The sequence below is a fragment of the Microbulbifer epialgicus genome, from assembly GCF_041447265.1.
Classification (GTDB): Bacteria; Pseudomonadota; Gammaproteobacteria; order Pseudomonadales; family Cellvibrionaceae; genus Microbulbifer; species Microbulbifer epialgicus.
Window position 1 is genome coordinate 37,746 of the sequence record NZ_JBGMEK010000009.1, and the last position, 17,968, is coordinate 55,713.

Consider the following 17,968-nt stretch of genomic DNA (forward strand, 5'->3'; position numbering starts at 1 on the left):
GCTCAACTGGTCGGGCGAAAATGGTGTGGGCGAAGCCCCGATACAAACAGCACCAAGACATAAGTCAGACCTCCGGCTGCAACCAATAAGCCCATGCGCCAGGCTCTGGCGAACCCGCCCCACTCGCTCCAGTCATTCCAGAAGTGCAGTACACCAAGCAACACCCCCACCATAAGCAAGTTCGCGGCGACAAGGCGCAGCAGGTAACTGGCCCAACCAGGCTCAGGGGTATAGACATCGTCCCTGCGCAATCCTTTGTACAGCAGCCAGGCATTGATCACTGCCTGACTGGCTGTGGCGAGGGCCAAGCCCATATGGCCAAGTTTTAAATAGTGATTCAACGGGATAACAAACAAGAGGCTCAGGACCATCTTGGCCGAAATCGCAATCAGGCCAAAGCGTACCGGCGTATAAGTATCTTGGCGTGCGAAATAACCAGGCGCCAATACTTTGATTAACATAAAAGCCAGCAATCCCATGGCGTATGCACGGAGAGACCAAGCCGCCATTTGCATATCACGCGGTTGCATTTCGCCATACTGAAACAGCGTAGTCAGCAGGGGCTCAGCTAGTGTAATCAGCGCCACGGAGGCTGGCAGGGAGATCAGGGTTACACTGCGCAGGGCCCAGTCGAGTGTATGACGAAAACGGCGGGGATCACCATCGCTGTGCTGACGGGACAGATTCGGCAAGATCACCGTAGCCACTGCAACTCCAAATACTCCCAACGGCAACTCGGTCAGGCGATCTGAAAAGTACAACCAGGAGATACTACCGCTGGGCAGGAAAGACGCCAGCAGAGTATCCAGAACCAAACTGATCTGGGTAACAGAAACCCCAAAAATTGCCGGTGCCATCAGGCGTAGTATCTTACGGACGCCCGGGTGACCCCAGTCCCACTTGGGCCTCGGCAACAATCTCTCGCGAGCAAGAAAGGGTAGCTGGAATAACAGCTGAACCACCCCGGCTACAAGCACCCCCCAGGCCAATGCCAAAATTTGCGGGTCAAACCAGGAGGTAGCCACCGTCGCCGCCCCAATCAGCACCAAATTCAACATTACCGGGGTTAGGGCAGGAATGGCAAATCGGTCAAAACTATTCAGGATCGCACCGGTAAAGCCAGCCAGGGAGATCAACATCAGATAGGGAAAGGTAATCTGCAGCATATCTGCAGCAAGATCGAACTTCTCCCGCTCACTGCCGTCCCACCACCAGCCAAAAGCAAAAATCCCCGTCACTACTGGTGCGAATAGCACACCAAAGAGGGTAACCAACAGCAGTACACCACCGAGGGCACCGGCAACCCTGTCGCTCAGTTCGCGCGCTGCTGCAATCCCCCCTTTTTGGCGGTACTCGGCCAGTACTGGCACAAACGCTTGGGCAAAGGCGCCCTCTGCGAATAAACGACGAAAGAAGTTGGGAATTTTGAAAGCGACAAAAAAAGCATCCGCGGCATCCCCGGCTCCGGCAAAACGGGCCAAGGCCATATCCCGGGCCAGCCCGGCAACCCGTGACAGCATAGTCGCTGCACCCACCACCGAGCTGCCGCGCAGCAGCCGGGAAGCGCCGGATTTCTCGGCGGGTTGTTCCTGTGCAGGGGATGACTGCGGCAAAACTTCGACTCCTGGCAATGGGTGAGATCTGTTGGCCGGCAAGTCTACCGCAATTTGGCAAAACTTCGGGAGCATAGGGAAGGTTCGCGGCCCTACGACATGGTGCCCGCGAGCCTATACTAGCTGTGAGCTAGTCACGCGTCCCACGGAACAGGTGGCGCGGGGAGATAAAGGATGACCATTAACGCTTTGATTATTGCTCTGGCACTGGCGATTGTGCTCTACATTGCAGTGATGCGCGGTCCCCGTCCCCAGCGAGTATGTGTACGCGTTGACACCCCTCGCGACCGGCGCTACCGCCGCCTGCTGTAAACGGGCCTTTTCGGCCCTCCGCCACATTTCGCCACATTTGCGCTGTAGTTTGCCACTGCTGCGCCACGCCAGCGCCCCCTTGGAGCTTTTTAATAACACTCAAACGGGCCGGGATCACCCTGGCCCCCACGAGTAAGAAAGAAAGCTCCCAAGGAGATGAGCAATGAAAAAAGCAATAATGGCCGCAGTCCTAACCTCCCTGATCGCCTCCGGTGTCCAGGCAAAGGAACACACTGAATCAACACTGACCCCGGCCAAACAGGCCACGGTCTTTACCTCTGCTGCCATTGCCGGTGCAGCCGTGGGCGGGCCGGTCGGATTTATCGCTGGAGCACTCGGCGGGGCTTGGCTCGGCGAGCAGATCAAGCAAGCAGACGAGGCAGATATGCTGGCAACACAATTGACAGAGAGCCGTGCAGAGCTCAGCAACCTGGCACAGCAACTGGATGCGGCTCGACTGTCCGCGAACGATGCCAGCCAACTGGCACTGGATTCCCTGCAATTCCAAATGCTGTTCACTACCGGAGAAGACGAACTTCAGGAAGGCCAGCTACAACAGCTGGGCACCATGGCGGACTTTCTCAAGCGCCACCCACACCTGCAAATCCAACTGGAGGGCCACGCCGACCCACGCGGTAGTGACGGCTACAACAATGTACTGTCAGACCAGCGTGCACTGAGTGTGGAGCAGGCACTGGTATCCTTGGGCATTGATGCCTCCCGTATAAGTCGCCGTGCACTGGGCTCTACATACTCCCAGGCAACTCGCGGCGATGTGGATGCTTATGCGATGGAGCGTCGGGTGGATATCCGCTTCTCCCTGCAGGAGTCTGTCGCCGGCAGCTACTAATACAGTGTCGGCCGGCTCTGGCGGACTTTAAATCCGCTACTGCCGACCGGTGTATAAACCGCGGTAACAGTAGGTGGGCGGATTGCAAATGCACCCACAAAATCTCCACCCCTGAAAGAAACCCTGTTGTGCTTGCGGGCGGCCTGCGCCCGCCTTTTTGCCAATAACCTGTGATTTCGTGCATCATTCTCCGCCACGGGAAGGAAGCAGCCGGAATCAACCATGAGTGCAACTATTGCCATTGTCGAAGACGAACGCGCTATCGCCGAGAATTACCGCGATGCGCTGCGCCGCAACGGTTATCGTGTCGATATTTACCGCGCAAGGGTTGAGGCCATGGAGGCTTTTCGCCAGCGCCTACCGGACCTGGCTGTAATTGATGTCGGCCTTGGTAGTGAGGTAGAGGGCGGCTTTGAGCTGTGCCGGGAATTACGTGCCATGGCACCCAGCCTACCAATCCTTTTCCTCACAGCCAGGGATTCGGAGCTTGATATCATTTCCGGCCTGCGTCTCGGTGCCGACGATTATCTGACCAAGGATATTTCCCTTCCCCATATGCAGGCCCGCATCAACGCACTGCTGCGCCGGGTAAGTGTCTTACGAGATCAGGGCGACGACGGGGAAAGCCTGACCCAGGGTAAGCTGGCTCTGGATATCTCCAGGCTGCACTGCCACTGGGACGGGCAGCCGGTAGATCTGACTGTAACCGAATTCTGGATAGTCCACGCCCTGGCCAAAAGGCCCGGGCATGTCAAATCACGCAGCCAGTTGATGGAAGCCGCGCGGGTGGTTCTGGATGACAACACAATTACCTCCCACGTAAAGCGCATTCGTCGGAAATTCCTGGCCCTGGACGGAGAGTTCAACGCAATTGGAACCGCCTACGGTATGGGCTACCGCTGGCAGCTTTAACAATTTCTGGCCGCGGCACAAACCGATTCGGCGCACAATACTCTAAGAACTCTGCCCATGAAGCTTCGCCGCCAACTCTTACTTGTCAGCCTTGTAACCCTGACGCTTCCTTGGGCCGGATGCCAATACCTCCGCCAGGTAGACGCAGCCCTGGCAGAGGGGCAGCTGCAGGCACTCGAAGCCACCGCCGCAGCTATTGCCGCCCGTCTGGCTAGCGCACCGCAATTGATTGCACCAGACCCCCTGCACCACGCTCGCCCTCCTGGTGCCCAACTCTACTTAAACCCCCTTTCTCAGCCCCCCATGATTGACGGCTACGGCGATGACTGGCGCCCCCTGGGACTGAAACCCAGAGAGCTGCTCGACGAAAAACTCACCCCGCTGGCACAAGTAACCCTCGGGCAATACAGCGAACAAATTTTCATGCTTCTGACCGTCAGCGATTCCACACCGGCCTATCGCGACCCCCGAACCGGGCTGCTCGCCGGCGGCGATACTGTCGAACTGTTCACCGGTGGCCGGCATTACATATTGCCAGTGGCGAGCCGGGGCGCGGCAAGCGCCATGTTGCACAATCCAAGAGAGGGCCGCTACGAGCGTGAGCTGCGCCTGCGCGGGCGCTGGACCGCCTCTCCCGCGGGCTACCAGCTGGAGCTGACCCTGCCTTATAAACTCACCAAAGGCGGCCTATCAATTCGCATCCTGGATCGCAACCGCAGCGATGGTGCACCGCCTGTTAACAGCACCAGCACGCTGCCTTCCGATGGGCAGCCCGGTCGCCTGACAGCGCCCCTGCCTCAGCTACAGACCGAGCTAAATCATTTTGCTCGCCCAAGCCTGCGCCTAGCCGTGGTGGACAACGAGGGATTCCTGCTCGCGAGCAGCGGGCATCTGCAATCAAAGTCGCCCGAAGGGATAGCGTCCACCCCCTGGTTGCGCAGCTGGATTTACCGCAAGTTATTGGCCCGGGAGAGTTTACCGCCATTACCTGTGGATACACTGCCATTGAGTAATGCAGCCAACCGCGATACCGAAGAACAGTGGTTTGGCGGCCCCCTGCAGTCACGCATTGGCGTTGTCAGCGTTCCTGTGATCACTCGCGCCGATGAAGTAATCGAGCGGCCTTTGCTGGGGCGGGTACTGGTGATGCAGTCTGGCGAGGCTATGCAAACTATGACGGAGGGAGCCGCCCACCGGCTATGGTTGATCAGCTGCACCGTAGCGGCAACAGCTCTGCTATTTCTGCTCAGCTATGCCAGCTGGCTATCCTGGCGTATCCGCAAATTGCACCGTGCCGCCCGCAATGCGGTGGATGGCAGCGGCAAACTGCGCGGTAACTTCCCCCGGTCCAAGGCCGACGATGAGCTGGGAGCACTGAATCGCGCTTTTGCCAGTCTGCTCAGTGAGCTGGATCAATATCATCAATACCTGCGCACATTGGCCAGCAAGCTATCACACGAGCTGCGCACCCCCCTTGCAGTAGTACGCTCCTCTCTGGATAACCTTGCCGCTGGCGAGCTGGACACTCACAGTCGCCGCTATGCTGAGCGCGCCATGGATGGCAGTGCACGCCTATCTGGCATTCTCAACAGCCTCTCCGCAGCGAGCAACCTCGAAGCCAGCATCCATCAGGCCGAGTGCGAAACCTTTGACCTTGCGGACCTTCTCGAAGTCATGGTTCAGTGCTATCGGGATGCCCATCCGGAGCACCACTTCAAGCTGGACAAGCCTACAGGAGAACTTCCATGTCACGGCGCCCCGGAGTTGCTGGCGCAACTGTTGGATAAGCTGGTAGACAACGCTTCTAGCTTCGCCCCGGAGGGTAGTGAAATCCACCTGTCAGCCCATACAGACAGCGAAAGCTATCTGATCACAGTGAGTAATGACGGCCCTCTGCTACCAAGCGGCTATGCTCACAAACTTTTCGACTCGCTCGTATCTGTGCGCAAGGACGGCGACAATGCAGGGCATCTTGGTCTGGGGTTACATATCGCCAAGCTGATTGCAGATTTCCACCGCGGTCGCCTGACGGCTCACAACCGCACCGATTCCAGCGGTGTGGAGTTCAGCCTAGAACTACCCAGCCGCTGACAGTTGCCGAAGATTGCGGCCATATCGGCAAGACACACGCAACCATGGTTGACAAACAACCAACTGTGGGGATAATGTCGCGTCCCGATCGGGCCCCAGGGCCTGTTAGTTACAGATTTATAGATTCCAGACAGGAGCAACCGGTGGCCAACTCACCTCAAGCGAAGAAACGCGCGCGCCAGAACGACAAGCGCCGCATGCATAACGCCAGTCTGCGCTCCATGGTGCGCACCTACATCAAGAAGGTAGTTGCGGCCATCGATGCAGGCGACGCTGAAAAAGCAAAAACTGCATACGCAGAAGCGGTTCCCGTTATTGACCGCATGGCAGACAAAGGCATTATTCACAAGAATAAAGCCGCTCGTCACAAGAGCCGCCTGAACGCCCAGGTTAAAGCTCTAGCCGCCTAAACCGCCAGGCAGCAGACACAAAAAAGCCTCGCACTGCGAGGCTTTTTTGTGTCCAGAATTTAACCCTGGAGCAATATCAGGTTATCTCGATGAATCAGCTCATCGTCATCGCGATAACCAAGTAACTCAACAAACTTCTCCGATGCCCGACCGAGAATCCTCGCGCTCTCCTTACTATCGTAATTGACCAACCCGCGGGCAACTTCCCGCCCCCCACTATTGCGGCAAGACACCAGGTCACCACGGTGGAAGCGCCCCTCCACTGCGGTAACCCCTACCGCCAGCAGGCTACCTCCACTTTCACACAGTGCTTTCTCTGCCCCTTTATCGAGCACCAGGGCACCGCGCACCTGCAGCTGTCCGGCAAGCCAGCGCTTGCGCGCCGCAAGGGGATCCGCCTCAGGCAGCAGCAGGGTGCCAAGCACTTCCCCCGCCAAAACCCGTGTAATCACCTTTTCTCTCGCACCGCCGGCAATCACCGTGCAGGCACCAGAGCGCGCTGCCAACTGGGCTGCACGCACTTTGGTGGTCATACCACCGCGCCCAAGCCCACTGCGCGAACCCCCTGCCATATCCAATAACCTGGGGTCCAGTGCAGATGCCTCCCCTATTAATTCCGCTTGAGGATTGTCGCGGGGATCTTCGTTAAACAACCCATCGGCATCGGTTAAAATCAACAGGGTATCGGCCTCCACCAGGTTAGCAACCAATGCGGCCAGAGTATCATTGTCACCAAAACGGATTTCATCAGTGACCACCGTATCGTTTTCATTAACGATGGGCACTGCACCTAAGGAGAGCAAGGTTCTTAAGGTGCTGCGCGCATTGAGATAACGGGTGCGATTGGATAGGTCGTCGTGATCCAGCAAGATCTGCGCGCAGCGTAAATCAAAACAACCAAAGGCCTGCTCATAAACCTGCACCAGGTGGCTCTGCCCTACTGCAGCCGCGGCCTGTAGCTGGTGAATAGATTCCGGCCTGCGCCCCCAGCCCAATCGATCCATACCCGCGGCGACAGCACCGGAGGAAACCAGCACCACCTCGATACCACGCTGGCGCAGCTCGGCAATCTGTCCAGCCCAGGCAGAGATGGCCGTACTGTTTACACCGCGACCGTTATCGGTCAGCAGAGCGCTGCCTATCTTTACAACCCAGCGCCGCCCTTGTGGCAACTCCCGACGAGAACCTGATATGGAATCCATATTTTCCCCTGGACACTGACCTCAAGGGCCACCTTTGCAATTATTCTTTTTCAGAGAGCCCTGGAGCAGATACCGACAGTAGAAGACAGCTTAGGGACGATATTCGATATCGACATCGTGGTCGTCATCATCCCAGTTCTCATCATCATCCACATGCTCTCTGGCAGCCTTGCGCTTGGCCCTATGGCTCTCGCGCAACTCCTCGATACGCTCTCGAGCCTCGCGCTGCATCTGGCGCTGAGACTCCAACTCCGCCTGCGCCAATTCAGGGTCGCGCTCTTCATTCTCCTGGCGCTCTTCCAGGTAGTCCATCAGGCGACCACTGAGAACGTCCGTGCCTTCTTTGCGAATAGCAGCTACACGGAAAACCGGGCCAGTCCAACCCAGTGCATCCACAATCGTTTGGCAACGCTCCTCCAGCTCTGCTGCGGGCACCAGGTCGGTTTTATTCAGTACCAGCCAGCGCTCTCGCCCGGCTAGGGTCTCACTGAAGCTGGATAGTTCATTTTCGATAGCGCGGGCATTTTCCACCGGGTCGGAGCCGTCAAACGGCGCCAGATCCACCAAGTGCAGCAGCACCCGGCAGCGAGTCAGGTGCTTAAGGAAACGAATACCTAGACCCGCCCCCTCTGCAGCCCCCTCAATCAGACCTGGAATATCGGCAACCACAAAACTGCGATGTTTCTGCACCTGCACCACACCAAGGTTGGGTACTAGAGTGGTAAAGGGATAGTTGGCCACCTTGGGCTTGGCGGCTGAAACTGCGCGAATAAAGGTGGATTTACCCGCATTTGGCAATCCCAACATGCCCACATCAGCAAGGACCTTCAACTCCAGCTTAAGACTGCGCGCGTCACCCTCAGTACCGTTGGTGGTCTGACGGGGGGCTCGGTTGGTGCTGGACTTAAAGCGGGTATTGCCAAGGCCATGGAAGCCCCCCTGGGCCACCAGGAGACGCTCACCGACTTCTGTCATATCACCAACAGTTTCCCCGCTATCCACATCAATCACCGTGGTTCCCACGGGGACTTTCAGAACCAGATCCTCGCCCTTTGCACCGGTACAGTTACGCCCACGACCGGGCTGGCCGCTCTCCGCTGCATAACGGGGTTGGTAGCGATAGTCCACTAGGGTATTAAGGGAGTCGTCGGCCTCCAGATAGACAGAACCGCCGTCACCACCATCGCCGCCGTCCGGGCCACCCTTCTCGACAAATTTCTCCCGGCGAAAGCTAAGGCAGCCATTACCACCTTTGCCTGCCTGCACAAAGATGGGCGCCTCATCGACAAACTTCATAATCTCTCCACCGCCACAGCGGTTGTCTCAATAGTACGCAAACAGCCGCGCACCCTTATCATCATATCAGCCGACAAGCCGCCCCCGGCGGGCACCCTGCCACCCTCACTTCCTATCACCGCAAAAAGGCGGCTCCCCAACAAAAAAGCCCCGCAATAGCGGGGCTTTTTATGAAGATCGGGCTAGTGGCCGCTTAAGCAGTTTCGATAGAAACGAACTTGCGGTTGTTGGGACCCTTAACTTCGAACTTCACAACGCCATCCGCAGTAGCAAACAGGGTGTGATCTTTGCCCATACCAACGTTAACACCGGCGTGGAACTTGGTGCCACGCTGACGAACGATGATATTGCCCGCAGCTACAGACTGACCGCCAAAGCGCTTAACGCCCAGGCGTTTACTCTCGGAATCGCGACCGTTTCGCGTACTACCGCCAGCTTTCTTATGTGCCATGAGTCGTTACTCCTCTCTTATGCCTTGATGCCAGTGATTTTAACTTCTGTGTACCACTGACGGTGGCCTTGGCGCTTCATGGAGTGTTTACGACGACGGAACTTGATGATCTTCACCTTCTCGCCGCGGCCGTGGCTTACCACTTCAGCAGTTACTTTAGCGCCGCCTACAACAGGAGCGCCGATGTTGATTTTATCGCCTTCAACGACCATCAACACCTTATCGAAATCTATGGTTTCGCCAGTGGCTACTTCCAGCTTCTCCAGGCGAAGAACTTCACCTTCTTCTACACGGTGTTGCTTGCCACCGCTCTCAAAAACAGCGTACATATTTCTATGCTCCGATATGGACGACACGAAGCAGCGGAAGGACTGATAAGTCACTACTCCACATTTTGGGAGCTTGCGCCGTGTTGTTTAACATCTATTCGCCAAGGGGCCCGAAAACGACCCTATCGCCGGATAGGCCCGCAATTGACGGGGCGCAGATTCTAATCAATTCGCCGGGTTGATACAATAGCGCCCCTTCGCCACCCGGGTCCCGGGAAGGTGCCAGTCTAGTCGTATAAGGAACTCTTGCATGCTGCCTTTTCACCGGGTCGCCGCCGAAGACTTTGCCGCGGTCAACCAGCGTATTCTCGACCAACTATATTCGGATGTTCCCCTGGTGGAGAACATAGGCCACTACCTGGTTGAGGCCGGCGGCAAACGCCTGCGCCCCCTGCTGGTACTGCTTTGCACCAGGGCATGCGGCTACCGGGGAGAAAACCATATAGACCTCGCCACTATCATTGAGTTTATCCACACCGCCACCCTGTTACACGACGATGTAGTGGATACCTCCGATATGCGCCGCGGGCGCCTCACCGCCAACGCCAAGTGGGGCAACGCCCCCAGTGTTCTGGTTGGCGACTTCCTCTACTCACGCGCTTTCCAAATGATGGTTGCCCTACAGGATATGGGCATAATGGCAATACTGTCCGAAACCACCAATACCATTGCCGAGGGCGAGGTACAGCAGCTGGTCAATGCCGGTGACCCGGCAGTAAGCGAAGAGAATTATCTTACCGTAATCCATAAAAAGACTGGCGCCCTGTTTGAGGCCGCCTGTGAAACTGCCGCCGTACTGGCCGACTGCCCCGACCAGGAGCAAACCGCACTGAAACTTTACGGCCGCCACCTGGGACTCGCCTTCCAGCTGGTTGACGATGCCCTGGACTATCGTGGCAACCCGGAGGAGCTGGGCAAAAATGTGGGCGACGATCTGGCAGAGGGCAAACCGACACTGCCATTAATTTACACCATGGCCAATGGCAGTAAAGAACAGGCCCGGCTGGTAAAAGAAGCCATAGAGCAGCGCAGCGCAGCGAAACTACCAGAGATAGTCGACGCCATTGAGGCCTGCGGCGCCTTGGATTACACCATGGAGCGCGCGCGCGCCGCGGTAACCGACGCTAAAGTACAGCTGGACTTCCTGCCGGATTGCGAGCAAAAGACGGCCCTACAACAACTGGCCAGCTTTGCCATAGAGAGAAATGTCTGATTCGCAGCACTAAAACACCAAAAAGCCCTGCATTTACAGGGCTTTTTGGTGGGCTATCGTCTACTCGAAAGCAGCCTCTATGCGCGAATCAAGCCTAACAACTCTTCGGTTTTTTCTCGCATTAACGCTTCATGCCCACGGGACTCAACATTCAAGCGCACCACAGGCTCGGTATTGGACATACGCAAGTTAAAACGCCAATCGGGATAAGCCACGCTCAGGCCATCCACATGCTCAACACTCTCGGCATTAGGGGCATATTTTTCCTCAGCAGATTTCAGCAATGCAGCGGCATCCCGCACTTTTGAGTTAATCTCTCCCGAGCAAGGGAAAGCGGCCATACGCTCGCTTACCAGCTGGGACAGGGATTTGCCACTGCGGCTGACCAACTCCGCCACCAGCAACCAGGGGATCATGCCGCTGTCACAGTAAGCGAAGTCGCGAAAGTAGTGATGCGCACTCATCTCTCCGCCATAAATGGCATCTTCCTTGCGCATGCGTTCTTTGATAAAGGCATGACCAGTCTTGCTCTGCACCGGCTCACCACCTGCCGCGTGGACAATATCCTCTGTATTCCACAGCAGACGCGGATCATGAACTATCTTGGCCCCTTTATGCTTAAGCAGGAATGCCTCGGCAAGCAGCCCCACCACATAGTACCCTTCAATAAACTCTCCTTTTTCATCGAAGAAAAAGCAGCGGTCAAAATCCCCGTCCCAGGCGATGCCAAAGTCGGCACCACTCTCACACACAGCTTCTGCGGTAGATGCGCGGTTCTCCGGCAGAATCGGGTTGGGAATCCCATTGGGGAAATTGCCATCCGGCTGGTGATGTACCCGTACAAATTCAAACGGCAGGTGTGGAGCCAGCGCATCAACCATTGCACCGGCACCGCCATTGCCGGCATTCACGACCAACTTGAGGGGTTTCAGGGCCGAGCTATCGATATAACCCAGCAAATGCTGCACAAAGTCCGCACGGTGCTCAAAGCATTGCAAGTCACCGCGCCTTGTCGCAGGAGCAAAATTATTTTCCTCAGCCAGACGCTTGATATCTAACAGGCCAGTATCGCCGCTAATCGGGCTACTACCGGCGCGGACAAATTTCATACCGTTGTAATCCATGGGATTGTGGCTAGCCGTCACACAGATACCGCCATCAAAATCTCCGTGGAAAGTGGCAAAGTAAACCTCTTCGGTACCACATTCACCAATATGGAATACATCGGTCCCTGCATCACGCAGGCCATTAGCCAGGGCATCTGTCAGCTCACCACTGGTCAGGCGTATATCGTGCCCAACCACAACCCGGCGTGCTCCAAGGAATTGGGCAAATGCACGACCCACCCGATAAGCGACATCGATATTCAGCTCTTCCGGCACACGGCCCCGTATGTCATAAGCTTTAAAACAGGAGAGTTCTGTCACTTACTTGCTCTCCTGAGCGGCCTGCTTCGGCAGGTACACATTTTCGTAAACATGGTTAGTGGCTTCGATAAACCCTTCCACAGAGCCACAGTCGAAGCGACGCCCCTTAAACGCATAGGCTAATACACATCCCTGGCGTGCCTGGGCCAAGAGAGCATCAGTAATCTGCACCTCTCCATTTTTACCGGGAGGCGTATCGCGGATCAAATCAAAGATATCCGGGGTGAGAATATAGCGGCCGATAATAGCGTTATTACTCGGCGCTTCTTCCGCTGCAGGCTTCTCAATCATGTCAGTGACCTGATACAAGCCAGGCTTGATTTCATTTCCCGCAATGACGCCGAATTTGTGGATTTGCTCCGTGGGCACCTCTTCAACGGCCACGATGCTGCAGCGAAACTGCTTATATAGCTGCACCATCTGCGTGAGTACACCCAGGTCCTCATTGAGGCACAGGTCATCTGCCAATACCACAGCAAAAGGTTCATCCCCCACCAGGCGGCGGCCCTGCAAGATCGCATCCCCCAAGCCACGCATTTCACCTTGGCGCGTATAGGAAAAGCTGGCACTATCGATTACTTCACGCACAGAATCCAAATAGCGCTCTTTACCGGTTCCGGCAATCTGGTGCTCCAACTCAAAATTGGTATCAAAGTGGTCCTCAATGGCACGTTTACCACGCCCCGTGACAAAACCAATTTCTGTCAGCCCAGCCTCTATAGCCTCCTCTACGCCATACTGCACCAATGGTTTATTTACCAGAGGCAGCATCTCTTTCGGCATGGCTTTGGTAGCAGGCAGGAAACGGGTGCCATAACCGGCAACCGGGAATAGACATTTCTTGAGCATTAAACTTCCCCATGATCTTGAAAGGAGCGCTCCCCAGCGCTGGGCCGGCAATCTACCATAGGTAGGCAGTACTATCACTTACACAGAATGACGTGAAATCCTTCCCAACGGCCGCCAGTTCATTAATTTGATCATATAAGATTGTGAAAACAATTCTCGTGGCAGTCACAAAAACAGTCCCGGCCGACTAGACAAGCGACACAGAGCCCTTAGAATGCCCGCTCTTACAAAAACGCCCAGTATGGATTGCGTAACCACCCACTAACGGGAAAAAAATGAGTAATTTTGTTCAAAAAAGCAACTATAGCAGAGAGGAGCTTCTGACCTGCTCCCGGGGTGAAATGTTTGGCCCTGGCAATGCCCAACTACCGGCCCCCAATATGCTGATGCTAGACCGCATCACGCACATCTCCAAAGAGGGCGGGGCCTTCGGCAAAGGAGAGTTGATCGCGGAGCTGGACATTCACCCCGACCTATGGTTTTTCGACTGCCACTTTCCTGGCGACCCGGTAATGCCCGGCTGTCTCGGCCTGGATGCCATGTGGCAGCTGCTCGGTTACTTTTTGGCCTGGAAGGGCAACCCTGGCCGGGGCCGTGCGCTCGGCTGCGGTGAAGTGAAATTTACCGGTCAGATTCTCCCCACCAGTAAAAAAGTTACATATCATATCCAGATGAGCCGTATTGTTGAGCGCAGGCTTGTTATGGGAATTGGCGATGGCAGTGTGTCTGTGGATGGTCGCGAAATTTACACCGCTAAGGACCTTCGCGTAGGCTTGTTTACCCGAACGGATAATTTTTAAACGCTCTGAAGACCAAACCCAGTAGATACTATGAAGTCCTCTACTGGCAAGCAAAGCTGGAGAACACTATGCGTCGGGTAGTCATTACCGGAATGGGAATTACATCCTGTATCGGCACCAACACACAAGAAGTCGCTGCCTCCCTGAGGGCCGGCCACAGCGGCATCCGCTTTCAGGATGAGTACCGCGAACTGGGTCTACGCAGCCAAGTAGCGGGAGCGGTGGATATTGATTTCAAAGAACATATCGATCGCAAGCAACTGCGCTTTATGGGCGACTCTGCCGCTTATGCATACATTGCCATGCGTGAAGCTATCGACATGTCCGGCCTGGAGGATACCGATGTCTCGAATCCTCGCACGGGCATTGTTATGGGCTCCGGCGGCACGTCAACCCAACAGATTATTGATGCCGCGCACACCTTGAAAGAAAAGGGCGTGCGCCGTGTGGGAGCCTATCGGGTTCCCCAGGTCATGGGTAGTACGGTTTCCGCCTGTCTCGCCACGCCGTTCAAGATCAAGGGTGTCAACTACAGTATCTCCTCAGCCTGTGCCACCAGTGCACATTGCATTGGTCACGGCGCCGAATTGATTCAGATGGGCAAACAAGACGTTGTCTTTGCCGGTGGCGGTGAGGAGCTAGCCTGGAGCCTGACCCACCTGTTTGACGCCATGGGTGCGCTATCGAGCAAATACAATGATACCCCTACCAAAGCCTCTCGCCCCTACGATGCCGACCGCGATGGTTTTGTGATTGCCGGTGGTGGTGGCTGCTTGGTACTGGAAGAGATGGAACATGCCCTGGCCCGTGGCGCCACTATCTATGCGGAGTTAACCGGTTACGGGGCCACCTCCGATGGCTACGATATGGTTGCCCCCAGCGGTGAAGGCGCGGCCCGCTGTATGCAACAGGCCCTGGCGGGCATGGACGGCAAGGGGCTGCAAGGCAGGGTGGATTACATCAACACCCATGGCACCTCAACTCCCGTTGGGGATGTGGCCGAACTCAAAGCCATGCGCGAAGTCTTCGGTGACGAGGTTCCGGCATTTGCCTCCACTAAATCGCTGACAGGACACTCCCTAGGTGCCGCCGGTGTACAAGAGGCCATTTACAGCCTGCTGATGATGCAAAACAACTTTATCGCCGCTTCTGCCAATGTGGATAATCTGGACCCCGAAGCCCAAGGTATGGATCTGGTAACTGAAGTCCGCGAGTGTGGCATTCAGCGGGCCATGTCCAACAGTTTTGGCTTTGGCGGCACCAACGCCTGCCTGGTCTTCGACAAGGTTTGATAAGATAAAAATAAGGGCGCCAACTTGGCGCCCTTATCGTATTTACGGTAAACCGGTCTACGCTGATTTCTCGGCCCCCAGGCGCTCCAGCCAAAGCTCTACCTGCCGAGTTAGTCCCTGGCGCCAGCTATGCTGCTGGATGCCAAAAACATCGCGCAACTTGCCACAGGCCAGCACAACACTGCGATCCCTCTGCTCTGAGTCCTCCAGCGTACTCAGCTGCGCAAACCGCTCTTCATCGTGGAATGACTGTGCTCTCTCCACGACTTCCAACGCAAACTCTATAGCGGTGCAGCTATCCGAACTACCGTAATGGTATACCCCCCCAGAGCTGGCGCCACTAGCCAACTGTTGCGCAACCGCGACCGTCACACGAGACATATCGAGAACCGTAGCCGGGTTACCGCTATTAAGGCCATCCAGTGCGAGTGGCTCACCCGCCACAAAACCGCGCAATACCCGCCCCAGAAGAGCATCCTGGTTGCTATCCACCATCCAGCCAAATCGCAGGATCGTCAGGTTCTCCAAGCTGGCCAGAGCCCGCTCACAAGCCAACCATTGACGTCCGCTACGAGCTTGTGGATCGGCCACTTCATCCTCGTCGTATCGGCGCTGTTCACCTCCGGCAAAAACCTGGTAAGAAGAAAGGTGGATTACGTGCTGACAGGGGGTCTCAGCAAGTCTCTTAGCCACTTGCAAAGCCTCCGGCATGCCTTGATCATCGGCGCAAACCGAGGCATTGATAACAATCGAGCCCGGGCGCAACTGATCGAGCTCTGCGGGTAATAACTGCTGTATACGAAAGCCGGCGCGCTGCAGACGTTTCTGCAACGCGCCGTCGATATCATTGCCGGCAGTGATAACTGAGACCGTATCCGGCTTGTAGCCGGTGTGTAGATCAGACACTGGATGGACCGGCCTCAGAAGGGAATATCGTCGTCAAAGCTGTTATCGAAGCCACCTGCTGGCCCCTGATTGGACTGCTGCTGAGGCTGCTGCTTACTGGATGGCGCCATCGATGATGGAGCTGTGCGCCCCTGTGCGAAAGAGTCCTGACCGCCCTGTTGATAACCGCTCTGCTGTTCGTAGCCACCCTGGGCTCCGCCCATAGACTGCCCGCCCATAGACTGCCCGCCCATTCCTGCAGCCCCCATTCCGGCACCGCCCATGCCCTGGCCGAAACCGCCCTGCTCTCCGCGGCCGTCGAGCATCTGCATTTCACTAGCAACAATCTCGGTAGTGTAACGGTCCTGACCGGTATTCTTATCCTGCCATTTGCGGGTGCGCAGTGAGCCCTCAACGTACACTTTAGAGCCTTTGCGCAAGTACTCACCGGCAATCTCAGCCAGACGGTTAAAGAACACCACTCGGTGCCATTCAGTGCGCTCCTGCTGCTGGCCTGTCTGCTTGTCCTTCCAGCTCTCACTGGTAGCCAGGCTCACATTGGTTACAGCACCGCCGCTCGGCATATATTTGGTTTCCGGATCATTACCCAGATTACCAATCAGAATTACTTTGTTGATCCCCCTGGCCATGGCCCTCTCCTCTCTTCGACCCGGGTCCCGCCCAGGTAATAACCATTCAAGAAATTAAGATGTGAGATCACTCACATCGACAACGTGCGGCCGCCCGGTTTGGCGACCAGTGTATTTTTATCCAGTAGCATACAACAGACGCTACTGGTTAGTAAGCGCTACCTTCGCAGGCATTTGGCGTCCGCTCACGCAGTAACCACCACAGCAGCATCCAAACCGACACTACAGTAAAACCGAGCCATGCCACCGCACTGGCCCCTCCAAGTCCAAACAGGTAGCCACCCAGGCTGCCACCTACAAAAGTGCCAAAAAACTGTAAAGTTGCATAGAGTCCCGAAGCCGCACCGCGGGCATCCCCTGGCGCTTTGCGGGTCAATTGCGCGGGCAACAGAGCCTCGAGCAAGTTGAAACCGGTAAAGAAAATGCCCAGCAGTAATACCACAGCCACAGGACCATTCATCGGTAGCAACGCTGCACTGCCCCCCGCCAGGGCAATGCTGGCAACATTCAACGCGAGGCCGGCCTTGCCAGTACGCTCAGCCGCCCGCATCAGGGGCAGCATCAGGATGAAAGTGCCCAGCATCAGCGGGCCGTATAGCTTCCAATGCTCCTCTGCCGGCCAACCAAGCCTGTCGACAAGCACAAGCGGCAGGGCGATAAACATAGCAGTCAACAAAAGATGAGAAAAGAAAGCTCCAGAAACTAATCTCCAGGTAAGGCCGCTTCCCAGAACCCTGTGAAACCCTCTAGCGAGAACTGCCGGACGCTTTGCCATCTGAGGTGTCGGCACCACTAGCCAAACCAGCAATATTCCCAGTAGGGCCAGCCCCGCGGTAACCCAGAAAATGGCCGGTAGGCCGCCGGCTCCTGCGAGTGCCGGGCCAAGAACCACCGCCAGCATAAAAGCTACGCCGATAGATGCCCCGATCACAGCCATGGCAATGCCCCGCTTCTCATCCCGTGTGAGATCGGCAACCAAAGCCATGACCGCCGCAGCGATAGCACCACAGCCCTGCAGGACCCTGCCTAGGATGAGGCCGTAGACTGAATCTGTTAGCGCAGCGATTACACTGCCTAGGGCAAACAGGACTAGGCCGGTGTAGATAACGGGTTTGCGGCCCCAGCGGTCAGACAAAATTCCCAGGGGTATCTGTAAAATTGCCTGGCTCAACCCATAGGCGCCCATGGCCAGCCCCAACAGCATTGGCGTACTGTCCCGGTAGCCTTCACCGTAAACCGTGAGGACCGGCAACACCATAAACAAGCCGAGCATGCGAAAAATATAAAGGGAAGCCAGCCCGCTCAGGGCCCTGCGCTCAGTGGAATTCATGCGGTTCCTGGAACAGCGTCAAATTGGGCGCGCATTGTACAGTGAGCAGCCGCCAG

General features: G+C 56.2%; 18 protein-coding genes. 8 read left to right on the forward strand and 10 right to left on the reverse strand.

Annotation, left to right across the window (positions count from 1 at the left end):
- Window positions 1–2: 2 nt before the first annotated feature.
- The gene (gene murJ / locus ACCI49_RS06160; RefSeq protein ID WP_371838099.1) at window positions 3–1,613 is read right to left on the reverse strand and encodes a murein biosynthesis integral membrane protein MurJ; all 1,611 of its coding nucleotides are present in this window, start codon (window positions 1,611–1,613) and stop codon (window positions 3–5) included.
- A 174-nt stretch (window positions 1,614–1,787) separates the two neighbouring features.
- On the opposite strand from murJ, the gene ACCI49_RS06165 reads away from it, so the two are divergent.
- The 5 genes from ACCI49_RS06165 to rpsT all read left to right on the forward strand — a co-directional run bounded on the left by ACCI49_RS06165 (window position 1,788) and on the right by rpsT (window position 6,188).
- Window positions 1,788–1,925 carry a hypothetical protein gene (locus tag ACCI49_RS06165; protein WP_371838100.1) on the forward strand — a complete coding sequence of 46 codons (138 nt, stop codon included), beginning with the start codon at window positions 1,788–1,790 and terminating at the stop codon, window positions 1,923–1,925.
- 163 nt (window positions 1,926–2,088) lie between these two features.
- Window positions 2,089–2,775, forward strand: coding sequence for an OmpA family protein (locus ACCI49_RS06170; RefSeq protein ID WP_371838101.1), 687 nt, complete (start codon window positions 2,089–2,091; stop codon window positions 2,773–2,775).
- A gap of 222 nt (window positions 2,776–2,997) precedes the next feature.
- The gene (pdsR, locus tag ACCI49_RS06175; RefSeq protein WP_371838102.1) at window positions 2,998–3,687 is read left to right on the forward strand and encodes a proteobacterial dedicated sortase system response regulator; all 690 of its coding nucleotides are present in this window, start codon (window positions 2,998–3,000) and stop codon (window positions 3,685–3,687) included.
- A 57-nt stretch (window positions 3,688–3,744) separates the two neighbouring features.
- Window positions 3,745–5,778: an ATP-binding protein gene (locus tag ACCI49_RS06180; protein WP_371838103.1), complete on the forward strand. Its 2,034-nt coding sequence runs from the start codon at window positions 3,745–3,747 to the stop codon at window positions 5,776–5,778.
- A gap of 143 nt (window positions 5,779–5,921) precedes the next feature.
- Entirely contained in the window at window positions 5,922–6,188 is a 267-nt protein-coding gene (gene rpsT / locus ACCI49_RS06185) for a 30S ribosomal protein S20 (RefSeq protein WP_020411431.1), read from the forward strand.
- A 59-nt stretch (window positions 6,189–6,247) separates the two neighbouring features.
- Here rpsT and proB read toward each other — a convergent pair whose 3' ends face one another.
- The 4 genes from proB to rplU all read right to left on the reverse strand — a co-directional run bounded on the left by proB (window position 6,248) and on the right by rplU (window position 9,466).
- Window positions 6,248–7,390, reverse strand: coding sequence for a glutamate 5-kinase (gene proB, locus ACCI49_RS06190; RefSeq protein ID WP_371838104.1), 1,143 nt, complete (start codon window positions 7,388–7,390; stop codon window positions 6,248–6,250).
- Between the two features lie 90 nt (window positions 7,391–7,480).
- Complete coding sequence (gene cgtA, locus ACCI49_RS06195; RefSeq protein WP_371838105.1) at window positions 7,481–8,686, reverse strand: Obg family GTPase CgtA; 1,206 nt, start codon at window positions 8,684–8,686, stop codon at window positions 7,481–7,483.
- A gap of 193 nt (window positions 8,687–8,879) precedes the next feature.
- The gene (rpmA, locus tag ACCI49_RS06200) at window positions 8,880–9,137 is read right to left on the reverse strand and encodes a 50S ribosomal protein L27 (protein WP_073277572.1); all 258 of its coding nucleotides are present in this window, start codon (window positions 9,135–9,137) and stop codon (window positions 8,880–8,882) included.
- A gap of 17 nt (window positions 9,138–9,154) precedes the next feature.
- A complete protein-coding gene (gene rplU / locus ACCI49_RS06205; protein WP_371838106.1) occupies window positions 9,155–9,466 on the reverse strand; it encodes a 50S ribosomal protein L21 in 312 nt (103 codons plus the stop codon).
- A 250-nt stretch (window positions 9,467–9,716) separates the two neighbouring features.
- On the opposite strand from rplU, the gene ACCI49_RS06210 reads away from it, so the two are divergent.
- Entirely contained in the window at window positions 9,717–10,679 is a 963-nt protein-coding gene (locus tag ACCI49_RS06210; protein ID WP_371838107.1) for a polyprenyl synthetase family protein, read from the forward strand.
- Window positions 10,680–10,756: 77 nt separating this feature from the next.
- On the opposite strand, the gene ACCI49_RS06215 is transcribed toward ACCI49_RS06210, so the two are convergent.
- On the reverse strand, window positions 10,757–12,106 hold the full coding sequence (locus tag ACCI49_RS06215) for a phosphohexomutase domain-containing protein (RefSeq protein WP_371838108.1): 1,350 nt from the start codon (window positions 12,104–12,106) through the stop codon (window positions 10,757–10,759).
- Window positions 12,107–12,955 (reverse strand): UTP--glucose-1-phosphate uridylyltransferase GalU, encoded by an 849-nt coding sequence (gene galU / locus ACCI49_RS06220; RefSeq protein ID WP_371838109.1) that lies wholly within the window; start codon window positions 12,953–12,955, stop codon window positions 12,107–12,109. It lies immediately after the preceding gene.
- Window positions 12,956–13,230: 275 nt separating this feature from the next.
- On the opposite strand from galU, the gene fabA reads away from it, so the two are divergent.
- Together fabA and fabB are read left to right on the forward strand one after the other, a co-directional pair.
- Window positions 13,231–13,755: a 3-hydroxyacyl-[acyl-carrier-protein] dehydratase FabA gene (gene fabA, locus ACCI49_RS06225; RefSeq protein WP_371838110.1), complete on the forward strand. Its 525-nt coding sequence runs from the start codon at window positions 13,231–13,233 to the stop codon at window positions 13,753–13,755.
- 68 nt (window positions 13,756–13,823) lie between these two features.
- On the forward strand, window positions 13,824–15,047 hold the full coding sequence (gene fabB, locus ACCI49_RS06230; RefSeq protein WP_371838111.1) for a beta-ketoacyl-ACP synthase I: 1,224 nt from the start codon (window positions 13,824–13,826) through the stop codon (window positions 15,045–15,047).
- Between the two features lie 57 nt (window positions 15,048–15,104).
- Here the strand turns inward: fabB and ACCI49_RS06235 are convergent, their stop codons facing one another.
- The 3 genes from ACCI49_RS06235 to ACCI49_RS06245 all read right to left on the reverse strand — a co-directional run bounded on the left by ACCI49_RS06235 (window position 15,105) and on the right by ACCI49_RS06245 (window position 17,912).
- On the reverse strand, window positions 15,105–15,953 hold the full coding sequence (locus ACCI49_RS06235; RefSeq protein WP_371838112.1) for a sugar nucleotide-binding protein: 849 nt from the start codon (window positions 15,951–15,953) through the stop codon (window positions 15,105–15,107).
- Between the two features lie 14 nt (window positions 15,954–15,967).
- A complete protein-coding gene (gene ssb / locus ACCI49_RS06240) occupies window positions 15,968–16,582 on the reverse strand; it encodes a single-stranded DNA-binding protein (protein ID WP_371838113.1) in 615 nt (204 codons plus the stop codon).
- Between the two features lie 148 nt (window positions 16,583–16,730).
- Complete coding sequence (locus tag ACCI49_RS06245; protein WP_371838114.1) at window positions 16,731–17,912, reverse strand: MFS transporter; 1,182 nt, start codon at window positions 17,910–17,912, stop codon at window positions 16,731–16,733.
- Window positions 17,913–17,968: the final 56 nt, after the last annotated feature.